A 15787-nucleotide genomic window follows, 5' to 3' on the forward strand; every position below is an offset into this window, starting at 1 on the left:
AAGATAATTACAAAGGAAAAAAGATTACACTTAAGTTAAATTTAAACTCTCAATAGAATTTCCATTTCAAAACACCATCCTTGACAAATTCTGTTTCAGATAACGATTCCTTTTTTACACTTTCCTCGGAGTCTTCTGGCCTTTTCAAAGAAAAGAATAGCAAGTTTCACTATTTCGCATTTCCTGTTAAAAATGAAGAGGAAATTAAGTCTCATTTAGAAGTACTTCGAAAGAAATTTTTTGACGCAAGACATCATTGCTATGCATACAGCCTTGGGAAAGATGGTGAAGTTTTCAGGGCAAATGATGATGGCGAGCCCAATCACTCAGCAGGTGATCCGATCATAGGACAAATCCGCTCTTTTGGCTTGACAAATGTGCTCATTGTGGTGGTTCGGTATTTCGGAGGCACCAAATTGGGAATGAGTGGACTTATCCAAGCTTATAAAACTTCAGCCCGGCTCGCCATTGAGGAAAATGAAATCGTTGAAGATTTTCTAAGAAGTAGAATTCGGGTAAAATTCCCCTATTCTCAAATGAATGAAGTGATGAAACTCATCAAAAATGAAAATCTGGTAATCGAATCACAAGAAATGGGATTGGATGCTGAAATGGTCTTGATTTTTAGATCAGGCTTGTTGGAAAAAGTAAGCCAAGAGTTCGAAAAAATGGAGGGCGTAGCGTTCCAGCTATTGGAATAGCTCATCCAAGTAGCCTTCCCCTCTTAATTTTTTGAATACCTCGAGACAGGCCCATGCATCGGTAGCCGCATATCGTTGTTGTTTGATAGTCAATTCTTGTGCTTCCCAATTTGACACTTGTTCGGATTTACTAATTCGGATTCCTAAGACCATTCCTGATAGATTTCGAACACCTACATTGTGAAATCCGATTTTCCGAAGTTCATCATTTAAGTCAAAAAATGCCTGAGGATAAAAGGAATCTGTCAATTTCCCGAGTCCTTTCAAATCATCATGGACAGCCGCTCCTATTTTCAAAATATGCTCCCTCTCCAATAAGGCTCGTAATTCATCAGGAAAACCAATCGAGTTTAAACGAAACAAAAAAGCTTGTTCTGAAGTGGAAAGTTGGAGAAGGGAAACTTCATTGATCACACCTTTCCGAAAGGATGGTTTTGTTTCGGTATCGAATCCCAATAAGGGTTGGGTGTCCAAAAACTCGACTACTTCTTCCACATCTTCCAGTTGATCAATCAGATAGATTTCACCCTCAAATTGACCCAAAGGAAGTGCATTTACTTCATCTTTGCTTATCCGTGTAGGAATCATGCCACTTCTAAATCTTCCTCCTCGTAATAGTTAATTCCAATATTCAGATACCCATATAAAATCGTCATGAATGGGCTGATAATATTAAAAAAGCAATAAGGAGCATAGACCAAGGTGGCTACTCCCAAAACTCCCGCCTGCGTGGCCCCACAGGTATTCCAAGGAACCAATACGGAGGTAACTGTTGCGGAATCTTCTAATGTTCGACTGAGATTTTCAGGTTTTAGTCCACGCTTTTTGTAGATATCTGCATACATACGTCCCGGAACCAAAATGGCCAAATATTGATCAGATGTGGTGATGTTAAAAAACACACAGGTGGCTGCTGTACTGGCAATCAGGGAACCTACTTTATGAACTTTTCTAATCACGGCCTCAGCTAAGACTTGCAGCATTCCTGTCACTTCCATAATTCCACCAAAAATCATAGCACAGATAATCAACCAGATTGTATTCAACATCCCTCCCATTCCTCGGGTTACCAACAACTCATTTACCACATCATTACTCGTGATAATGGCGATTTCCCCATATAAGGACATCATGACGGCCTTGAAACTTAAGTAGGAATAAGAACCTGACTCATTGGCAATAGTCGCAATGATATCCGGTTGGAAAATAATCGCAAAAACTCCCCCAAGAAGAGCACCAGCCAATAAGGCAGGTATGGCAGGAACTTTTCTAATGATTAAAATAATAACCACGGCGGGTACAATGAACAACCAACCTGTGACATTAAACTTTTCCAAAATCACCTCGGAAATGGCTTTCACATCATCTACCGAACCATTCGCCTCATAGTTTATTCCGATAACAATAAATAATATCAGGGTTATGGTAATCGAAGGGATGGTTGTTTTGGCCATGTGCCGGATATGAGTAAACAAATCCGTCCCAGCCATGGCAGGTGCGAGATTTGTAGTATCTGATAGCGGGGACATTTTATCACCAAAATAAGCGCCTGAAATAATCGCCCCAGCTATAATTCCTTCTTCAAATCCCAAAGCTTTCCCTATTCCTAATAAAGCAACTCCAACTGTTGCAACGGTAGTCCAGGAACTTCCTGTGGAAATCGAAACAACAGCACTTACCACACAAGCCGCAAAAAGGAAAATCCCAGGGCTTAGCACCTGAAGTCCATAATAAATCATAGCAGGTACTATACCGCTCAAAAGCCATGTTCCTGCCAATGCTCCAATCAAAAACAAAATGAGAATGCTGGACATCGCAGAGCTGATGCTTTTTACTATGCCATCTTGTAAGGTTTCCCAGTGAAAGCCTAGCCTATAAATGGCGACAATCCCTGCAACGGAAGCAGAAAGCAAAAGCACGATTTGATTAGAGCCGGAAAGACCATCAGTCCCAAAGACCCGGATATTCAAAACCAATAAAAAGATTAAAAAAACGAGGGGTATCAACGCATCTACTATCCTCGGCGTCCTAGTTTTCTCTTGCATCAAATTTTAAGGATGGGATGAATTCGTGAATCTAACCAAAAATTTTAAAACCCTTTTCGAAGTAGGTCTGAGAGTTCTTTCCCTACCTGCCAACCTATAGCTACTCCCATTCCTCCAAGTCGAACTGCCACGGCCGTTTTATCACCGATTTTTTGGATAATAGGAGATTTTTTTTGTCCAAATGCCATGATCCCGGTCCAGGATTGCTCCCATTCAATTTTCTTACCCGGAAAAATCACTTCCTCAGCAATTCGATGTAAATAGGTTTCAATTTTGGGATTGATTTTATTTTCCTCACTTTCCTCTCCTTCAAAATCCTGATTCCTTCCCCCGCCTAAAAGAAGTCGACCGTCAATTTTTCGGAAATACACATACCCTTTGTCAAAATGAAAGCTTCCCTTCCAAGGTATTTGAAAATCCAATTGCTTACTCACCATCACCAAGCCTCTCCCCGGAACCAAATCCAAATCGGGGACTAATTTCTTAGAAAAAGCATTGGTACAAATGCCTACTTTTTTGCCAACAAATTCTATGGATCCCAACTGCTGATCCTTTGTAAGTACGATCCCGGATTCAGTCTCAATATTTTCAACAGTAATTCCGGTCAAAATCCGAATCCCAATTTCGCGTGCCTTTGTCCAAAGCGCATTCAAATACCTTCCAGAATCCAATTCCCCTTCAAATTGATTTTTAACAACAGCCTTCACCGAATCAGCAAACCCCATCTTTCGGAAATTTTTGACTTGAGAAAAAACCGGCTTTTTGAAAATCGGCTTTAACATTTTATTGATACCATTCAGCTGATCTAAGGCATCCAGCTGATCATCTTGAATCAATTCAAAACCTCCGGACTCTTTAAAATCAAGGGTTCTTTTTCCAAACTCTTTTTTGATTTGATCTAAGCCTTTTGACCTACGAGACACAAGCTGCAAAACCTCATCCTGAGTCATATGCCAAAGGTCATCTAAGATCTCTGTCAACGAACCAAAACAGGCAAAACCGGCATTTTTTGTACTAGCTCCAGTGGGAAATGCACCTCTCTCGAGTATTAACACCTTCGCCTTCTTATTTTTTCGTTTGTAATGAATAGCTGTTGACAAGCCTACAAACCCAGCTCCCACCACAATTAAATCATAGTTCAAAAAGTGCTTTTTTTCCCAATAGCTCAGCATATTTTCAAATTGCTAATCGCATTTAGTTAGAATTTTGATAATTTACTTTTAAACTTATTCAATAACCCCAAAATAGATGAGAAAAATTGAGGAACTATTGCAGGAATATGGTTCTAGCCATCAAAACCCTACCAATAAACTAATCCACTGGTTCTGCGTCCCAGCCATTTTCTTCAGCGTTGTGGGCTTGATTTTCAGCATTCCTCCCGGCCCTTTACCAGAATTTTTATCTCAATTGGGAACATTTGCCAATTGGGCGACTATCATCCTATTTTTGGTTTTAGTGTATTATGTCACCCTCTCCGTTCCTCTTGCATTAGGCATGTTTTTGTTTTCATCGATTTGTCTTGCACTGGCAAATTTCTTAACCATCGAATTTCCCGGTAAACTTTGGATGATCAGTTTGGGGATATTCATCATTGCCTGGATTATACAGTTTTATGGACATAAAATTGAAGGCAAAAAACCTTCATTTTTCAAAGACCTTCAATTTCTCCTTATTGGTCCGGCTTGGTTGATGCACTTTATTTATAAGAAATTAGGACTGGCTTATTAGAATTCAAGATCAATCAAAAAGGGCTCTAATCTTTCGAAGAGATTCTTGGTTTTTACGTGTTTTGATGCTCATCAAAATCGATTTTTTCTCTCTTGCTGTTAATCTCCAATTGAGTGAGGCTCGCTGCATGTTTTCCTGACTTCCCGTCAGTTCCTCATTTTGAACTAATTCAGGAGCATATTCAAACTCGATTTTATCTAAAGGGAAAGGCATGGACTCGGCCATGTAATTGAATAAAACCTCGTTTTGAATAGTCTGAACATTATCCCAATTCGAATAAATATTTTTTAAGGGATTAAATATTTTCTCTGCAATTCTGGGAATTGGACTTGGTGGTATTTCCATGGACTTTTCAGAGTCCCGAATAGTGACCAAGACAACTCCTGAGGTATTTTCTCGAATCCAATCCTGAAAAACATATGTAAATCTTAGTGCATCCTGAATCCCGAAATTGTCAGAAAGTCCTGTATCCATAGTTTCCATAGCAGGCTCGGATGGCAATTGCACATTCGGTGTAATAAAGGGAAAGGTAGCTGACATTCGGATTGCTGTCAAAAAACGAAGGTTTTCCGCATCTTGATTTTTAAAAAACCGAAGAAAATCAATACTCTGTTTTTTTTCATCCACTCCCAATTGACCTTTAACAGAAGTGCCCAAATAGGACATGGAATGAGGAGAAATCACCAACTTTCTACCGTCGTTAGTTATTAAAGAAGTAACGGGGAGCAAGGGAATTTTTGCTGAAAACTCAGCTTCCCTATAGGCTTTCAAAGGCTTATCTAATACACCAAAGGTGTTTTCATTAAGCTGCTGCTCAAAGGCATATCCTCGGTCTTTTAGATATTTCCGGCCATTGTATTCGAAATATTGATTTCGAATCAACAAATCGTTCACCAAAAGTGAAAAGATAATCGGATTGAGATTATCCGCAGAAATCTGATCCAAGTAGACCGAATCGCGGGGATCAATAGATGGATTATCCAAGGATCGAAGGTAGATTTCACGAAAAAATGCCTCACCCAATACGCCACCTGAGGCACCGGAAAAGAATTCTGTATGAGTTAAAATTTTTCCATCATGAATTTCGTACAAATGCTGGAGCACTACAAAAGTCCAAAGCGCCGAACGCTGTCCTCCTCCACTTGATGCAACCATGACTAGCTTTGGCTTATCTTCTCCTGTTTTTTTCTTCCAATTAGAAAGAATTTGAATGGTATGCTCCCGATCTTTTCTCAAGGTATCCGGATGAAGAAGGGAATCCAGTTTCTCAAGGGTATAGCTAGCGGGTTCTACTTTATAGTCTAGTCCAAAAGCCTCATGTGGACGGTTCAGAAAGGAAAAATTTGAAAAATAATTAAGCAAGATTATGGCGGCAAATACCGCAACAGTAGCCCATTCTCGAAGCCAAAAACTGACCGCACCAACCAACATCACCAAAATCGCAAGTAAGAGCAATCCACTCATAGCTGCGGGCAACTGAAGGATTGCTTGCTCTTTGAATAAGCCCAAAATAACAACTATGAAAATTAAGAAAACCTGAATCAGGAAGAGATTAAGGTGATTTTGGTCAAATACTTTTAGAAGCTTGGCTGCGTGAAACCGGGAAATATCTGGTCTTACCGGCTCAAAACGCATCCGAATATTTAAAAAGCTATGAACGGATTGGGAATTGTTTTTTAAGTCTTTATAGCGACTAATGACATTTTTTCTAGTGAAAGCAACTTTACGGAGTCTTCGGTCCAATGTCCCCGCGAAAATCACAAAGAAGTCTTTATTCGTAAAGGCGAAGTAGCCAAAAATCAACCCATAACTAAGAAGACTCCCCAAGGTAAATCCACTAAAATAAGAAACTACTCGCCACTCGGAATCCAAATCATTTTGAAGTTGAAAAGTGACGAATCGAATACAATACGCCAGGTAAAAAAGTAGCGGAACGATGGAATTATTGATGCAAAAGTGAATAAATGGCTTTTTCAGAATTGCCAAAAATGAATATCGTCTTCCATCCATGATGTAGGTTGTCATGTGAAAGGCCATGGTAAAAACGGCAAAGCCAATCCCCATCAGCATGAAACTCAGCCAAGAAACTTCATGCAAGTATTCTGGATCAAGAAATAAAAATGGAATTCCTAGAGTTACCCCAACTCCCTCGAAAACAATGGCAAACAACAAACCCCAAACTAGAATAAGGGCTAGGTTTTTACGAAGATGAAGAAAAAGTAACTGTACAGGAAAACTGTACCAAATTGATTGAATCATTGTAACGGATGTTCCCTAAAATTTAAGGTTTTTCCATCAATGAAAAAACTTTTTTGCAAAGCCTTTGGCTTTCAATTCATTGGAAATTAGAAATAAAAAAGGGGCTGAATTCTTGGTTTATCTCCATGGTCATTCACCCAATAAAATGTACTTTCAAAGCTCAAAATTGAGAAAGAATGAGAACGTGGTTTTTGTGCAAGGTAAAATACGCTAAAGAAAATGAACAGGGATTGCTAAAAAGCATTTCCGAGCAATATCTCGTAGATGCAGTTTCATTCACAGAGGCAGAAGCAATTCTTTATGATCGACTAGGGTCTCAAATTCGAGGAGACTTTCAAGTAACAGGTATCAGCAAAAGCAACATCGTAGATGTTTTTTATTACGATGATGCAGATATTTGGCACAAATGTAAAATCACCTACCTCGTAGCGGACGGAGAAAGTGGAAAAGAGAAAAAAGTAACTCAATACATGATTGTGACCGCATACGATGTCAAGCAGGCATACGACCGTATCCAGGAAAGCCTGAGTAATATGCTGGTAAGCTTCCGTGTTCCAGACATCACCGAAAGCCCAATTGTGGAAGTGTTCCCATACGAGTCCAGTGAGGAGCGGACGCAATTACCTGAAGGAAACTTCAGACCATTGGAAGAAAATGAAGAAGGGGATGATTAATCCCCTTTTTTAGTTTAAAGCCTGAGGTTGATGACTAATGACAAAATTAATTAAGTCATCTATTGAAATTCCAGCCCGTTCAGAGGCATCCCGAATATCTTCCCTACTCACTTGGGCAGCAAAGGTTTTATCCTTCATCCGCTTTTTCACTCCCTTTGCTTCCATTCCTTCATATCCTGTAGGACGCATTAAGGAATAGGCATGGATAAATCCGCTCAATTCATCAAAAGCATAAAGCATTTTATCCATTTCAGTCACGGGTTCCACACCAAAATAGCGTGGTCCATGTGAAGCAATTGCACGAATTATTTCTGGATCAATATTTCTAGATTCTAACTCCTCAATGATTTTGCGACAATGCTGATCCGGCCATTGGTCCCAGTCCGCATCATGAAGAAGTCCTGCCAAAAACCAACGGTGCTGATCCTGATCATTCATTCCTTTTTCTTTGGCAAAAGACTTCATCAAATGGGCCACCTGACGCATATGAACAATCAGTTTTTCATTTTTCACCCAATCCTCCAACAGTTCAAAAGCCTCCTTTTCTGAAAGGACATTTCCTGAATTTTCAGCATTTCCAAACTCACTTCTACCTAGGTTCAAAGACACTTCATTCATTTCAAATAATTTTTAATGTATTTCATATAAATTTAATTGTTTCTTGTATATTTGTTTAGACTTTGGAATACGATATGAGTTTGGAAGGACTTGAAAATTTGGCCCAACTGGCGGTATCATCTGAATACTTAATGCAGGTGACTTTAGATCCCGAAGGAAAGGTCCTTTCCAGTGACTCCGGGATTGGTCCAATCCCTTCTCTTTTTGACCAATCTAAAAAGCCTTTATTCTTTGCCGATTGCTTTCTATCCTCAGACTGGTTAAAATATGAAAATAATCGCACAAAAGCCTGGAACAATCATCAGCAATCATTTTTTGTGGATTTGCAAAAAATCAATTACCCCAATGGCAACTTACTCAAAACCAGATGGGAGTTTTTCTTTATTTCCAAGGATTTTGGGACTTGTCTTGGTATAGGCCATCCAGTAGATAGCCAAAAGCCCTATGATATCCAACTTGGTGAATTCATCGATGCGGGAGATTCTCCCCAAGAAATCTTTGATACTATTCTCGAAGATCGATTATTGGGATTTTGGGAATTTAATCCATTTGAAAAATCAAATTCGATTAGCTCCGGTCTAGCCCAGACATTGGGATATTCTGAAAGAGATATTAGTAAAAGAGGAGGAATCACATGGAAAGAGCATATTCACCCTGAGGATTATTCAAAATTACAGTCTGATCTTATCCATCACTTCAGAAGCTCAGGTTCTCTCCCTTTTAAAAGAGAATTCAGGCTGGTAACCAAGCAAAATCAAATTATCTGGGTAGTCGCTTTCGGAAAAACCACTAAATGGAATGAAGATGGAAAGCCCTATCATGTCCAAGGCTTAATCGTAGACATTAATGAGCGCAAAAAGCAAGAATTATGGCTCAAGGAGCATCATTTCTTTCTCAAAGACCTAGCATTCCAACAATCTCATACCCTTCGGGCGAGAGTCGCCAATATTTTAGGATTGATTGATATTCTTGAACTCGAGCAGCAATCACTCGAGTCCAAGCGAATCGTTGAAATCATCAAAAAAGAAACAAAGGATTTGGATCATGCTTTGAAAAAAAGCATCAAAGAGTCAGTCAATCAAAATAAGGTCTTTGAATCCGAAACTGGAAGTACGGCCAATTAAAGATTTCTAATCTTCCATTTTGCCTTTAAATAGCCCCAAATCACTTTGGGGCTCATTGCTTTTTTCCGCGGCTAGCCTCCAGCATATCCCACATTTCCTGTGGGATTTTATCTAAATTGTTAAACTCACCAGCTCCCTGAAGCCATTCTCCCCCATCTATGGTCATGACTTCTCCATTGACATAACTTGAAAAATCTGAGACCAGATAGGCTGCCAAGTTTGCAAGTTCTTGATGATCACCTACCCTACCCACAGGGACTTTCTTGGCCGGATCAAATTTCTTCACCAAATCACCTGGCAATAATCGACTCCAAGCTCCTTCAGTCGGGAATGGTCCGGGAGCGATGGCATTGGATCTAATTCCATATTTCGCCCATTCAACTGCAAGAGATCTTGTCATGGCTAAAACACCTGCTTTAGCAGCGGCAGACGGAACCACATATCCTGAACCAGTCCAAGCATAAGTTGTCACGATATTTAAAAAGGTGCCAGACTGTTTCTTTTTGATCCAGTCTTTTCCGGCAGTCAAGGTTACTTGAGAAGTTCCCTTTAATACGATATCCAAAACGGTATTAAAAGCATTTGTAGAAAGACGTTCCGTCGGGCTGATAAAATTTCCAGCAGCATTATTTAAAACCACATGAATTTGACCGAACTCTTGATTGGCATCAGCCCACATCTGCTCTACCTGCTCAATATCCCGAACATCACAGGCTAAGGCCAAAACTTTTCCTCCCTTTTCCCGCATCATCTCTTCTGCAGTTTGTTGAAGCACATCTAGCTTACGGGAAGTGATTACCAGATTAGCCCCTAATTCCAAAAAATAGGAACCCATAGAACGTCCTAAACCAGTTCCCCCACCAGTGACTAAAATGTTTTTGCCTTTCAAAGCTCCTTCACGGAGCATGCCTTCGTTAAAATTCATTGGTTATTTTTGTTTAAAGTTGAACCAAGATAATCATCCGGCCCGGTAATTGAAAACAATTCCAAAAACAAGAAATTAGCCTTCATGAAGCGATTTGCCTTTATTTTTATCATCTTCTTGGTAGTACTAAACACCTCCTGTCAGGAAGATGCTGACCGGGTTATTCGTACAGACTTGAGCGTGGAAGCCAATCAGCTACTAGAAACTTCATCTAATTGGGGAGAAAGTCTCTTTTTCGCTATGTTCAACTTTGAGGATTACCGTCAAATGGAAAGTGAGTTTTTTCCTGGTTGTCCAGAGATTCTCGTAAGCGATGGAGACCGAAGAGTTGTTCTAGATTTTTCCAATAAAAAAGGATGTGATAGCGATGATAAAACATTCCGGTCTGGAAAAATTATTTTAGAATTCTCTCAAAAGATTGGATTCCAATCTTTCTGGACTATGAGGTATGAGGATTATTCATACAAAGGATTCAAAATTACTGGAGTTCGAAACTTCACTTTCATCAATCTTTCCCAAATCAGGGAAAATTTCGAAAACTTGACTTTTCAATCTGAAAAAGGGCTAAACACTGTGCTTTCCGGTGATTTTTCACATAACCCTATTATTTCCAATGGATTATTGTCAAGCTTAAGAACTACTGGAAAAATGACTGGAAAAAATCCAGCTGGAAGAGCTATATCAATGCAAATTCAATCCATTCGGGAAGAAAAACTTCAGTGTTTTTTAACTGAAGAGCCCGGCCTTCCGAATTCATCTGTAGAAATCTGGGAAATTTCAAGAACCTTCCCAGAGACTGTTTCTCACACACTCTATTTTGAAAGTACAGATCCTTGCTTAGTCCAGGTTGAGGCATTGCTTTCCGATGGCAGGAGACTTCAACTCAAGTAATAAAAAAACCCGGAAGAAAATCCTCCGGGTTTCAAAATTTCAATCTTTTCGATTAGTATCTGTAGTATTCAGGTTTGAATGGTCCCTGAACTTCTACACCAATATATTTCGCTTGATCTTCAGATAAAGTATCCAGCTCAACACCCAATTTGGACAAGTGTAAAGCAGCAACTTTTTCATCCAGATGCTTAGGAAGCACGTAAACGCCAGGCTGATATTCTTCAGATTTTGTCCAAAGCTCAAGCTGGGCCAAAGTTTGGTTGGTAAATGAATTGGACATCACGAAAGATGGGTGACCTGTTGCGCAACCAAGGTTAACCAAACGTCCTTCTGCCAACACGATGATGTCTTTTCCATCCACATTGTAAAGATCTACCTGTGGCTTAATCACGGATTTGGTATTTCCATAATTCTTGTTCAACCAAGCCATGTCAATCTCATTGTCGAAGTGGCCAATATTACATACGATCGTCTTATCACGCATTGCTTTGAAATGCTCTCCTGTGATGATATCCTTATTACCGGTAGCAGTCACCACAATATCAGCTTCTTTTACCGCGTCTACCATCTTCTTCACTGCGAAGCCATCCATAGCTGCCTGAAGTGCACAAATCGGATCGATCTCAGTTACAATAACTCTAGCACCTGCACCTCTCAATGAAGCAGCAGATCCCTTTCCAACGTCACCATATCCTGCCACAACAGCTACTTTTCCAGCCATCATCACATCGGTTGCACGACGAATTGCATCTACCAAAGATTCCTTACATCCGTACTTATTATCAAACTTGGACTTGGTTACAGAGTCATTCACATTGATCGCAGGAAGAGGAAGCGTACCATTCTTCATTCGCTCATATAATCTGTGAACACCGGTGGTAGTCTCTTCAGACAAACCTTTAATTCCGGAAACCAATTCAGGATATTGATCCAGAACCATGTTAGTCAAATCACCTCCATCGTCCAAAATCATATTCAAAGGCTTGCGCTCTTCACCGAAGAAAAGAGTCTGCTCAATACACCAGTCAAATTCCTCAGCTGTCATACCTTTCCAAGCATAGACTGAAATTCCAGCAGCGGCAATCGCAGCTGCAGCATGATCTTGAGTAGAAAAAATGTTACAAGATGACCAAGTAACTTCTGCTCCAAGTTCCACCAATGTTTCGATCAAAACAGCAGTCTGAATTGTCATATGCAAACAGCCTGCAATACGAGCTCCTTGAAGCGGCTTGGTTTTTCCATATTCTTCACGCAAAGCCATCAAACCAGGCATCTCTGCCTCAGCTAGTTTGATTTCTTTTCTACCCCACTCCGCCAAGGAAATATCTTTTACCTTGTATTGAATAAATTTTTCAGATTGAATCTCTGACATAGTATGAAAATTAAACGTTTAAAATCTCAAAACTTGCCGCAAAGGTATCGCTAAAATCCCGCAAATTAAAATTGAACACTGTAATCGGGGAATCGGATCGTCTGAAAATCAAACACCTTAATATCCTGATCACTTGCCTCTAATACCAATTGCCCACTAGGTTTCAGCCCAATAATCTTACCGATAAACTTTTCCTCGCCAACGGTGTATTCAGCTGCTTGCTGAAATAGAAAAAGGTTTTGCTGGTATTCTTGTTCAATAAAAGCCCACTTTTTTTTCTTCAAAAGCAAATAATACTGTTCAATTTGGGTGACAAGCTGCCTCAGAATTTCTTCCTTTGAAAAATCAGTTCCCGTCAGACTTTTCAGAGAAACCGCTTTGGAGTTTCCAAATTCAGTCTGATTGATATTCAACCCAATTCCTACCACAGCGACTTCCCAACCACTTTTCCCAACACTATTTTCAATCAAAATCCCTCCCAATTTCCCTCTTTGGGGAACGATCACATCATTTGGCCATTTGGTTTTAATCAGAGGAAAATATTCCACCAAAACCTTGCGGATGGCACAGCTGACTGCCATATTCAAATAAAATTGCTCCGAAATATCAAGAAAGTCCGGCTTGAGAATCAGGGAGAAAGTCAAATTTAAACCCGGTCCTGACTCCCAAGTATTTCCCCGCTGCCCTTTACCCGCTTTTTGATAATCGCAAACAACCAAAGTTCCTTCAATAGCTCGACCATCCCTGACTAATTGGAAGGCTATGTCATTTGTGGAGTGACACTCTGGCAGGAATTGTATGTCTTTGCCTAAAAAAAGTGTGTTGGCAAGAATTTTATGCATTTGTTTCTAGTTTGTCTTGGTAGCTACTAGATTTACGAGAACTAGGCAAAATTAAATAGAAAATATGACAGCAGAAGAGCTGAGTCAAGTCATCGTTGAGGGAATGGAGGATAAAAAAGCCTTCGATATCGTGGTGATGGACCTTAGAAAAATTAAGAATACCGTATGTGATTTTTTTGTTATTTGCTCCGCCAATTCGGACACGCAAGTAGAAGCAATCGCCGATTCAGTAGAAGAAAAAGTACTGAAGGCAGGAGATTCACTTCCTTTTAAAGTGGAAGGCAAAAACAACAATCAGTGGGTATTAATGGACTATGTAGATGTCGTAGCCCACATTTTCCAAAAAGATATCAGAGCGTTCTACGGATTAGAGGATCTATGGGGGGATGCGGTCTTGACTAAGGTCGAGCACTAAACCTACAAACTTTAGATAGGAAATTCCGTTTTACCATAAGTTTATAGAATTACAAACAAATCAATGAGCGATACAAATAAACCAAAAAAGTTCACCCCGAAACCGCCGCAAAGACCCAATTTTCAGCTTTGGCTGATTGTAGTTGCCGTTTTGGTTTTAATCGGGTTGACTTGGATACAGCAGCGAGGTGCGACGGTTGATATTACCCAAAAGCGTTTTGAAGACATGTACACTGCTGGCGATGTCGCCAAAGTGGTCATTGTCAAAAACATGGACCGGGTCGATATTACCCTGAAGCCATCTGCCTTGAGTGAAACCAAGTACAAAAATGAATTAGAGTCTAATGCGACCTTTTTCAATCCAAACGGTCCGCACTACTCCCTTCAGGTAGCATCTTCCGATAAATTTGCCACCGATTTTGACACCTTGGAAGAAAGTAAGCCTGCAGAAGAGCGAATAGGTTATTCTGTCACAACGGAAGAAAACTGGAGCTCCTGGTTTGGCAGCTTTGGCTTCTTGCTATTGCTATTTATTTTCTTCTGGTTCATGATGCGAAGAATGGCAGGTCCCTCAGGTCCTGGAGGTCAAATCTTCAACGTAGGAAAATCACGTGCACAGCTATTCGATGCTGAAAATAAGGTAAAAATCACCTTCGATAATGTCGCTGGTTTGGATGAGGCGAAAGAAGAGATTCAGGAAATTGTTGAATTTCTGAAGAACCCTTCCAAATTCACCAAACTGGGTGGTAAGATTCCAAAAGGAGCACTTTTGGTAGGCCCTCCGGGAACAGGTAAAACCCTTCTAGCAAAAGCAGTCGCTGGTGAAGCTGGTGTTCCTTTCTTTACATTATCCGGATCAGACTTCGTAGAAATGTTTGTCGGTGTAGGTGCAGCTCGTGTTCGTGACTTGTTTAAACAAGCCAAAGAAAAAGCTCCTTGTATCATTTTCATCGATGAGATTGATGCGATTGGACGATCAAGAGGTAAAGGCCAAATGCCTGGATCCAATGATGAGCGTGAAAACACCCTGAATTCCCTATTGGTGGAGATGGATGGTTTCGGTACTGATTCCGGTGTAATCGTTTTGGCAGCTACCAACCGTCCGGATGTTTTGGACAGTGCCTTATTGAGACCAGGTCGATTTGACCGTCAGATCTCTATTGATAAGCCGGACATAGTAGGTAGAGAGGCAATCTTCAAGGTACATTTGAAGCCAATCAAAATCTCCGATGACGTTGATGCCAAGAAATTAGCGGCACAGACTCCCGGATTTGCTGGTGCTGAAATCGCTAACGTCTGCAACGAAGCAGCTCTAATTGCGGCCCGTCGCAATAAGACGGCAGTTGATATGCAAGATTTCCAGGACGCTATTGACCGAGTTATTGGTGGATTGGAAAAGAAAAACAAGATTATTTCTCCTGAAGAAAAGAAAATTGTTGCATACCATGAAGCTGGTCATGCGGTTGCTGGATGGTTCTTGGAGCATGCCGATCCTTTGGTAAAAGTATCTATCGTACCTCGAGGAGTAGCTGCTTTGGGTTATGCCCAATATCTTCCTAAAGAGCAATTCCTTTATCAAACCGAGCAATTGATCGATGAAATGTGTATGACCTTGGGCGGTCGTGCCGCTGAAGAAATTGTCTTCGGTAAAATTTCCACTGGAGCTTTGAGCGACTTGGAGCGCATTACCAAAATGGCTTATTCAATTGTATCCGTTTATGGAATGAATGAGAAATTGGGTAATGTATCCTTCTATGACAGCAAGAGCGATGGTTACAAGATGACCAAACCTTATTCTGAAGCAACTGCCGAATTGATCGATCAGGAGGTTCACAAACTGATAGACTTTGCCTATCAGCGTACACTAGATCTTCTTCGAGAGCGGAGAAATGAATTGGAAACACTTGCTAAGGAACTTCTTGAGAAGGAAATTATTTTCCAATCTGATCTGGAAAAACTTATCGGAAAAAGGCCTTTTGCGAAGGAAACAACCTATCAGGCTTACACCAGTGGAAAAAATAAGCCTGAGGAATCCAAAAAGGAAAAAGAAGAGGAAGTTAAAGATGCTGCCCCATCCGAGGAAATAGAAGCTAAACCAGCGAAAAAACCTAAGAAAAAGGAAGCAGTATCCGAGACTGATGAAGAAGAAACAACAAAAGAATAATTTGTAAAATCCATTCAAAAAAAGTCCTGA

At 40.3% G+C, this 15787-nt stretch carries 15 protein-coding genes; 7 read left to right on the top strand and 8 right to left on the bottom strand.

Annotated elements, in window-relative coordinates; genetic code table 11:
* Positions 1-80 precede the first annotated feature (80 nt).
* Positions 81-701: an IMPACT family protein gene (locus tag E4S40_RS10285; RefSeq protein ID WP_135073701.1), complete on the top strand. Its 621-nt coding sequence runs from the start codon at positions 81-83 to the stop codon at positions 699-701.
* Here E4S40_RS10285 and E4S40_RS10290 read toward each other — a convergent pair.
* The 3 genes from E4S40_RS10290 to E4S40_RS10300 are packed head-to-tail and all read right to left on the bottom strand — an operon-like array spanning position 690 to position 3918.
* Positions 690-1289 carry a 3'-5' exonuclease gene (locus E4S40_RS10290; protein ID WP_135073703.1) on the bottom strand — a complete coding sequence of 200 codons (600 nt, stop codon included), beginning with the start codon at positions 1287-1289 and terminating at the stop codon, positions 690-692. The genes E4S40_RS10285 and E4S40_RS10290 overlap by 12 nt on opposite strands.
* Positions 1286-2746, bottom strand: coding sequence for a Na+/H+ antiporter NhaC (nhaC, locus tag E4S40_RS10295; RefSeq protein WP_135073705.1), 1461 nt, complete (start codon positions 2744-2746; stop codon positions 1286-1288). Before nhaC ends, E4S40_RS10290 begins: the two co-directional genes overlap by 4 nt.
* A gap of 44 nt (positions 2747-2790) precedes the next feature.
* Positions 2791-3918: an NAD(P)/FAD-dependent oxidoreductase gene (locus tag E4S40_RS10300; RefSeq protein WP_135073707.1), complete on the bottom strand. Its 1128-nt coding sequence runs from the start codon at positions 3916-3918 to the stop codon at positions 2791-2793.
* A 76-nt stretch (positions 3919-3994) separates the two neighbouring features.
* Here E4S40_RS10300 and E4S40_RS10305 point away from each other — a divergent pair, with 76 nt between their 5' ends.
* On the top strand, positions 3995-4474 hold the full coding sequence (locus E4S40_RS10305; protein WP_135073709.1) for an Mpo1 family 2-hydroxy fatty acid dioxygenase: 480 nt from the start codon (positions 3995-3997) through the stop codon (positions 4472-4474).
* Between the two features lie 9 nt (positions 4475-4483).
* Here the strand turns inward: E4S40_RS10305 and E4S40_RS10310 are convergent, their stop codons facing one another.
* On the bottom strand, positions 4484-6733 hold the full coding sequence (locus E4S40_RS10310; RefSeq protein WP_135073711.1) for a patatin-like phospholipase family protein: 2250 nt from the start codon (positions 6731-6733) through the stop codon (positions 4484-4486).
* A gap of 176 nt (positions 6734-6909) precedes the next feature.
* On the opposite strand from E4S40_RS10310, the gene E4S40_RS10315 reads away from it, so the two are divergent.
* Positions 6910-7407 carry a DUF4494 domain-containing protein gene (locus tag E4S40_RS10315; protein ID WP_135073712.1) on the top strand — a complete coding sequence of 166 codons (498 nt, stop codon included), beginning with the start codon at positions 6910-6912 and terminating at the stop codon, positions 7405-7407.
* A 9-nt stretch (positions 7408-7416) separates the two neighbouring features.
* Here the strand turns inward: E4S40_RS10315 and E4S40_RS10320 are convergent, their stop codons facing one another.
* A complete protein-coding gene (locus E4S40_RS10320; protein WP_135073714.1) occupies positions 7417-8025 on the bottom strand; it encodes an HD domain-containing protein in 609 nt (202 codons plus the stop codon).
* Positions 8026-8099: 74 nt separating this feature from the next.
* Here E4S40_RS10320 and E4S40_RS10325 point away from each other — a divergent pair, with 74 nt between their 5' ends.
* Positions 8100-9149, top strand: a complete 1050-nt coding sequence (locus tag E4S40_RS10325) for a PAS domain-containing protein (protein WP_135073715.1) — start codon at positions 8100-8102, stop codon at positions 9147-9149.
* A gap of 52 nt (positions 9150-9201) precedes the next feature.
* On the opposite strand, the gene E4S40_RS10330 is transcribed toward E4S40_RS10325, so the two are convergent.
* Positions 9202-10074: an SDR family oxidoreductase gene (locus E4S40_RS10330; RefSeq protein WP_135073717.1), complete on the bottom strand. Its 873-nt coding sequence runs from the start codon at positions 10072-10074 to the stop codon at positions 9202-9204.
* 84 nt (positions 10075-10158) lie between these two features.
* Between E4S40_RS10330 and E4S40_RS10335 the strand changes: the two genes are divergently transcribed.
* On the top strand, positions 10159-10965 hold the full coding sequence (locus E4S40_RS10335) for a hypothetical protein (RefSeq protein ID WP_135073719.1): 807 nt from the start codon (positions 10159-10161) through the stop codon (positions 10963-10965).
* A 52-nt stretch (positions 10966-11017) separates the two neighbouring features.
* Here E4S40_RS10335 and ahcY read toward each other — a convergent pair whose 3' ends face one another.
* Positions 11018-12337: an adenosylhomocysteinase gene (ahcY, locus tag E4S40_RS10340; RefSeq protein WP_135073721.1), complete on the bottom strand. Its 1320-nt coding sequence runs from the start codon at positions 12335-12337 to the stop codon at positions 11018-11020.
* Between the two features lie 65 nt (positions 12338-12402).
* Complete coding sequence (locus tag E4S40_RS10345; protein ID WP_135073723.1) at positions 12403-13179, bottom strand: biotin--[acetyl-CoA-carboxylase] ligase; 777 nt, start codon at positions 13177-13179, stop codon at positions 12403-12405.
* Between the two features lie 64 nt (positions 13180-13243).
* Here E4S40_RS10345 and rsfS point away from each other — a divergent pair, with 64 nt between their 5' ends.
* Positions 13244-13594 carry a ribosome silencing factor gene (gene rsfS, locus E4S40_RS10350; protein WP_135073725.1) on the top strand — a complete coding sequence of 117 codons (351 nt, stop codon included), beginning with the start codon at positions 13244-13246 and terminating at the stop codon, positions 13592-13594.
* Between the two features lie 63 nt (positions 13595-13657).
* Positions 13658-15757 (top strand): ATP-dependent zinc metalloprotease FtsH, encoded by a 2100-nt coding sequence (gene ftsH / locus E4S40_RS10355; protein WP_135073727.1) that lies wholly within the window; start codon positions 13658-13660, stop codon positions 15755-15757.
* Positions 15758-15787 lie beyond the last annotated feature (30 nt).

Source organism: Algoriphagus kandeliae (assembly GCF_004571135.1).
Lineage (GTDB): Bacteria > Bacteroidota > Bacteroidia > Cytophagales > Cyclobacteriaceae > Algoriphagus > Algoriphagus kandeliae.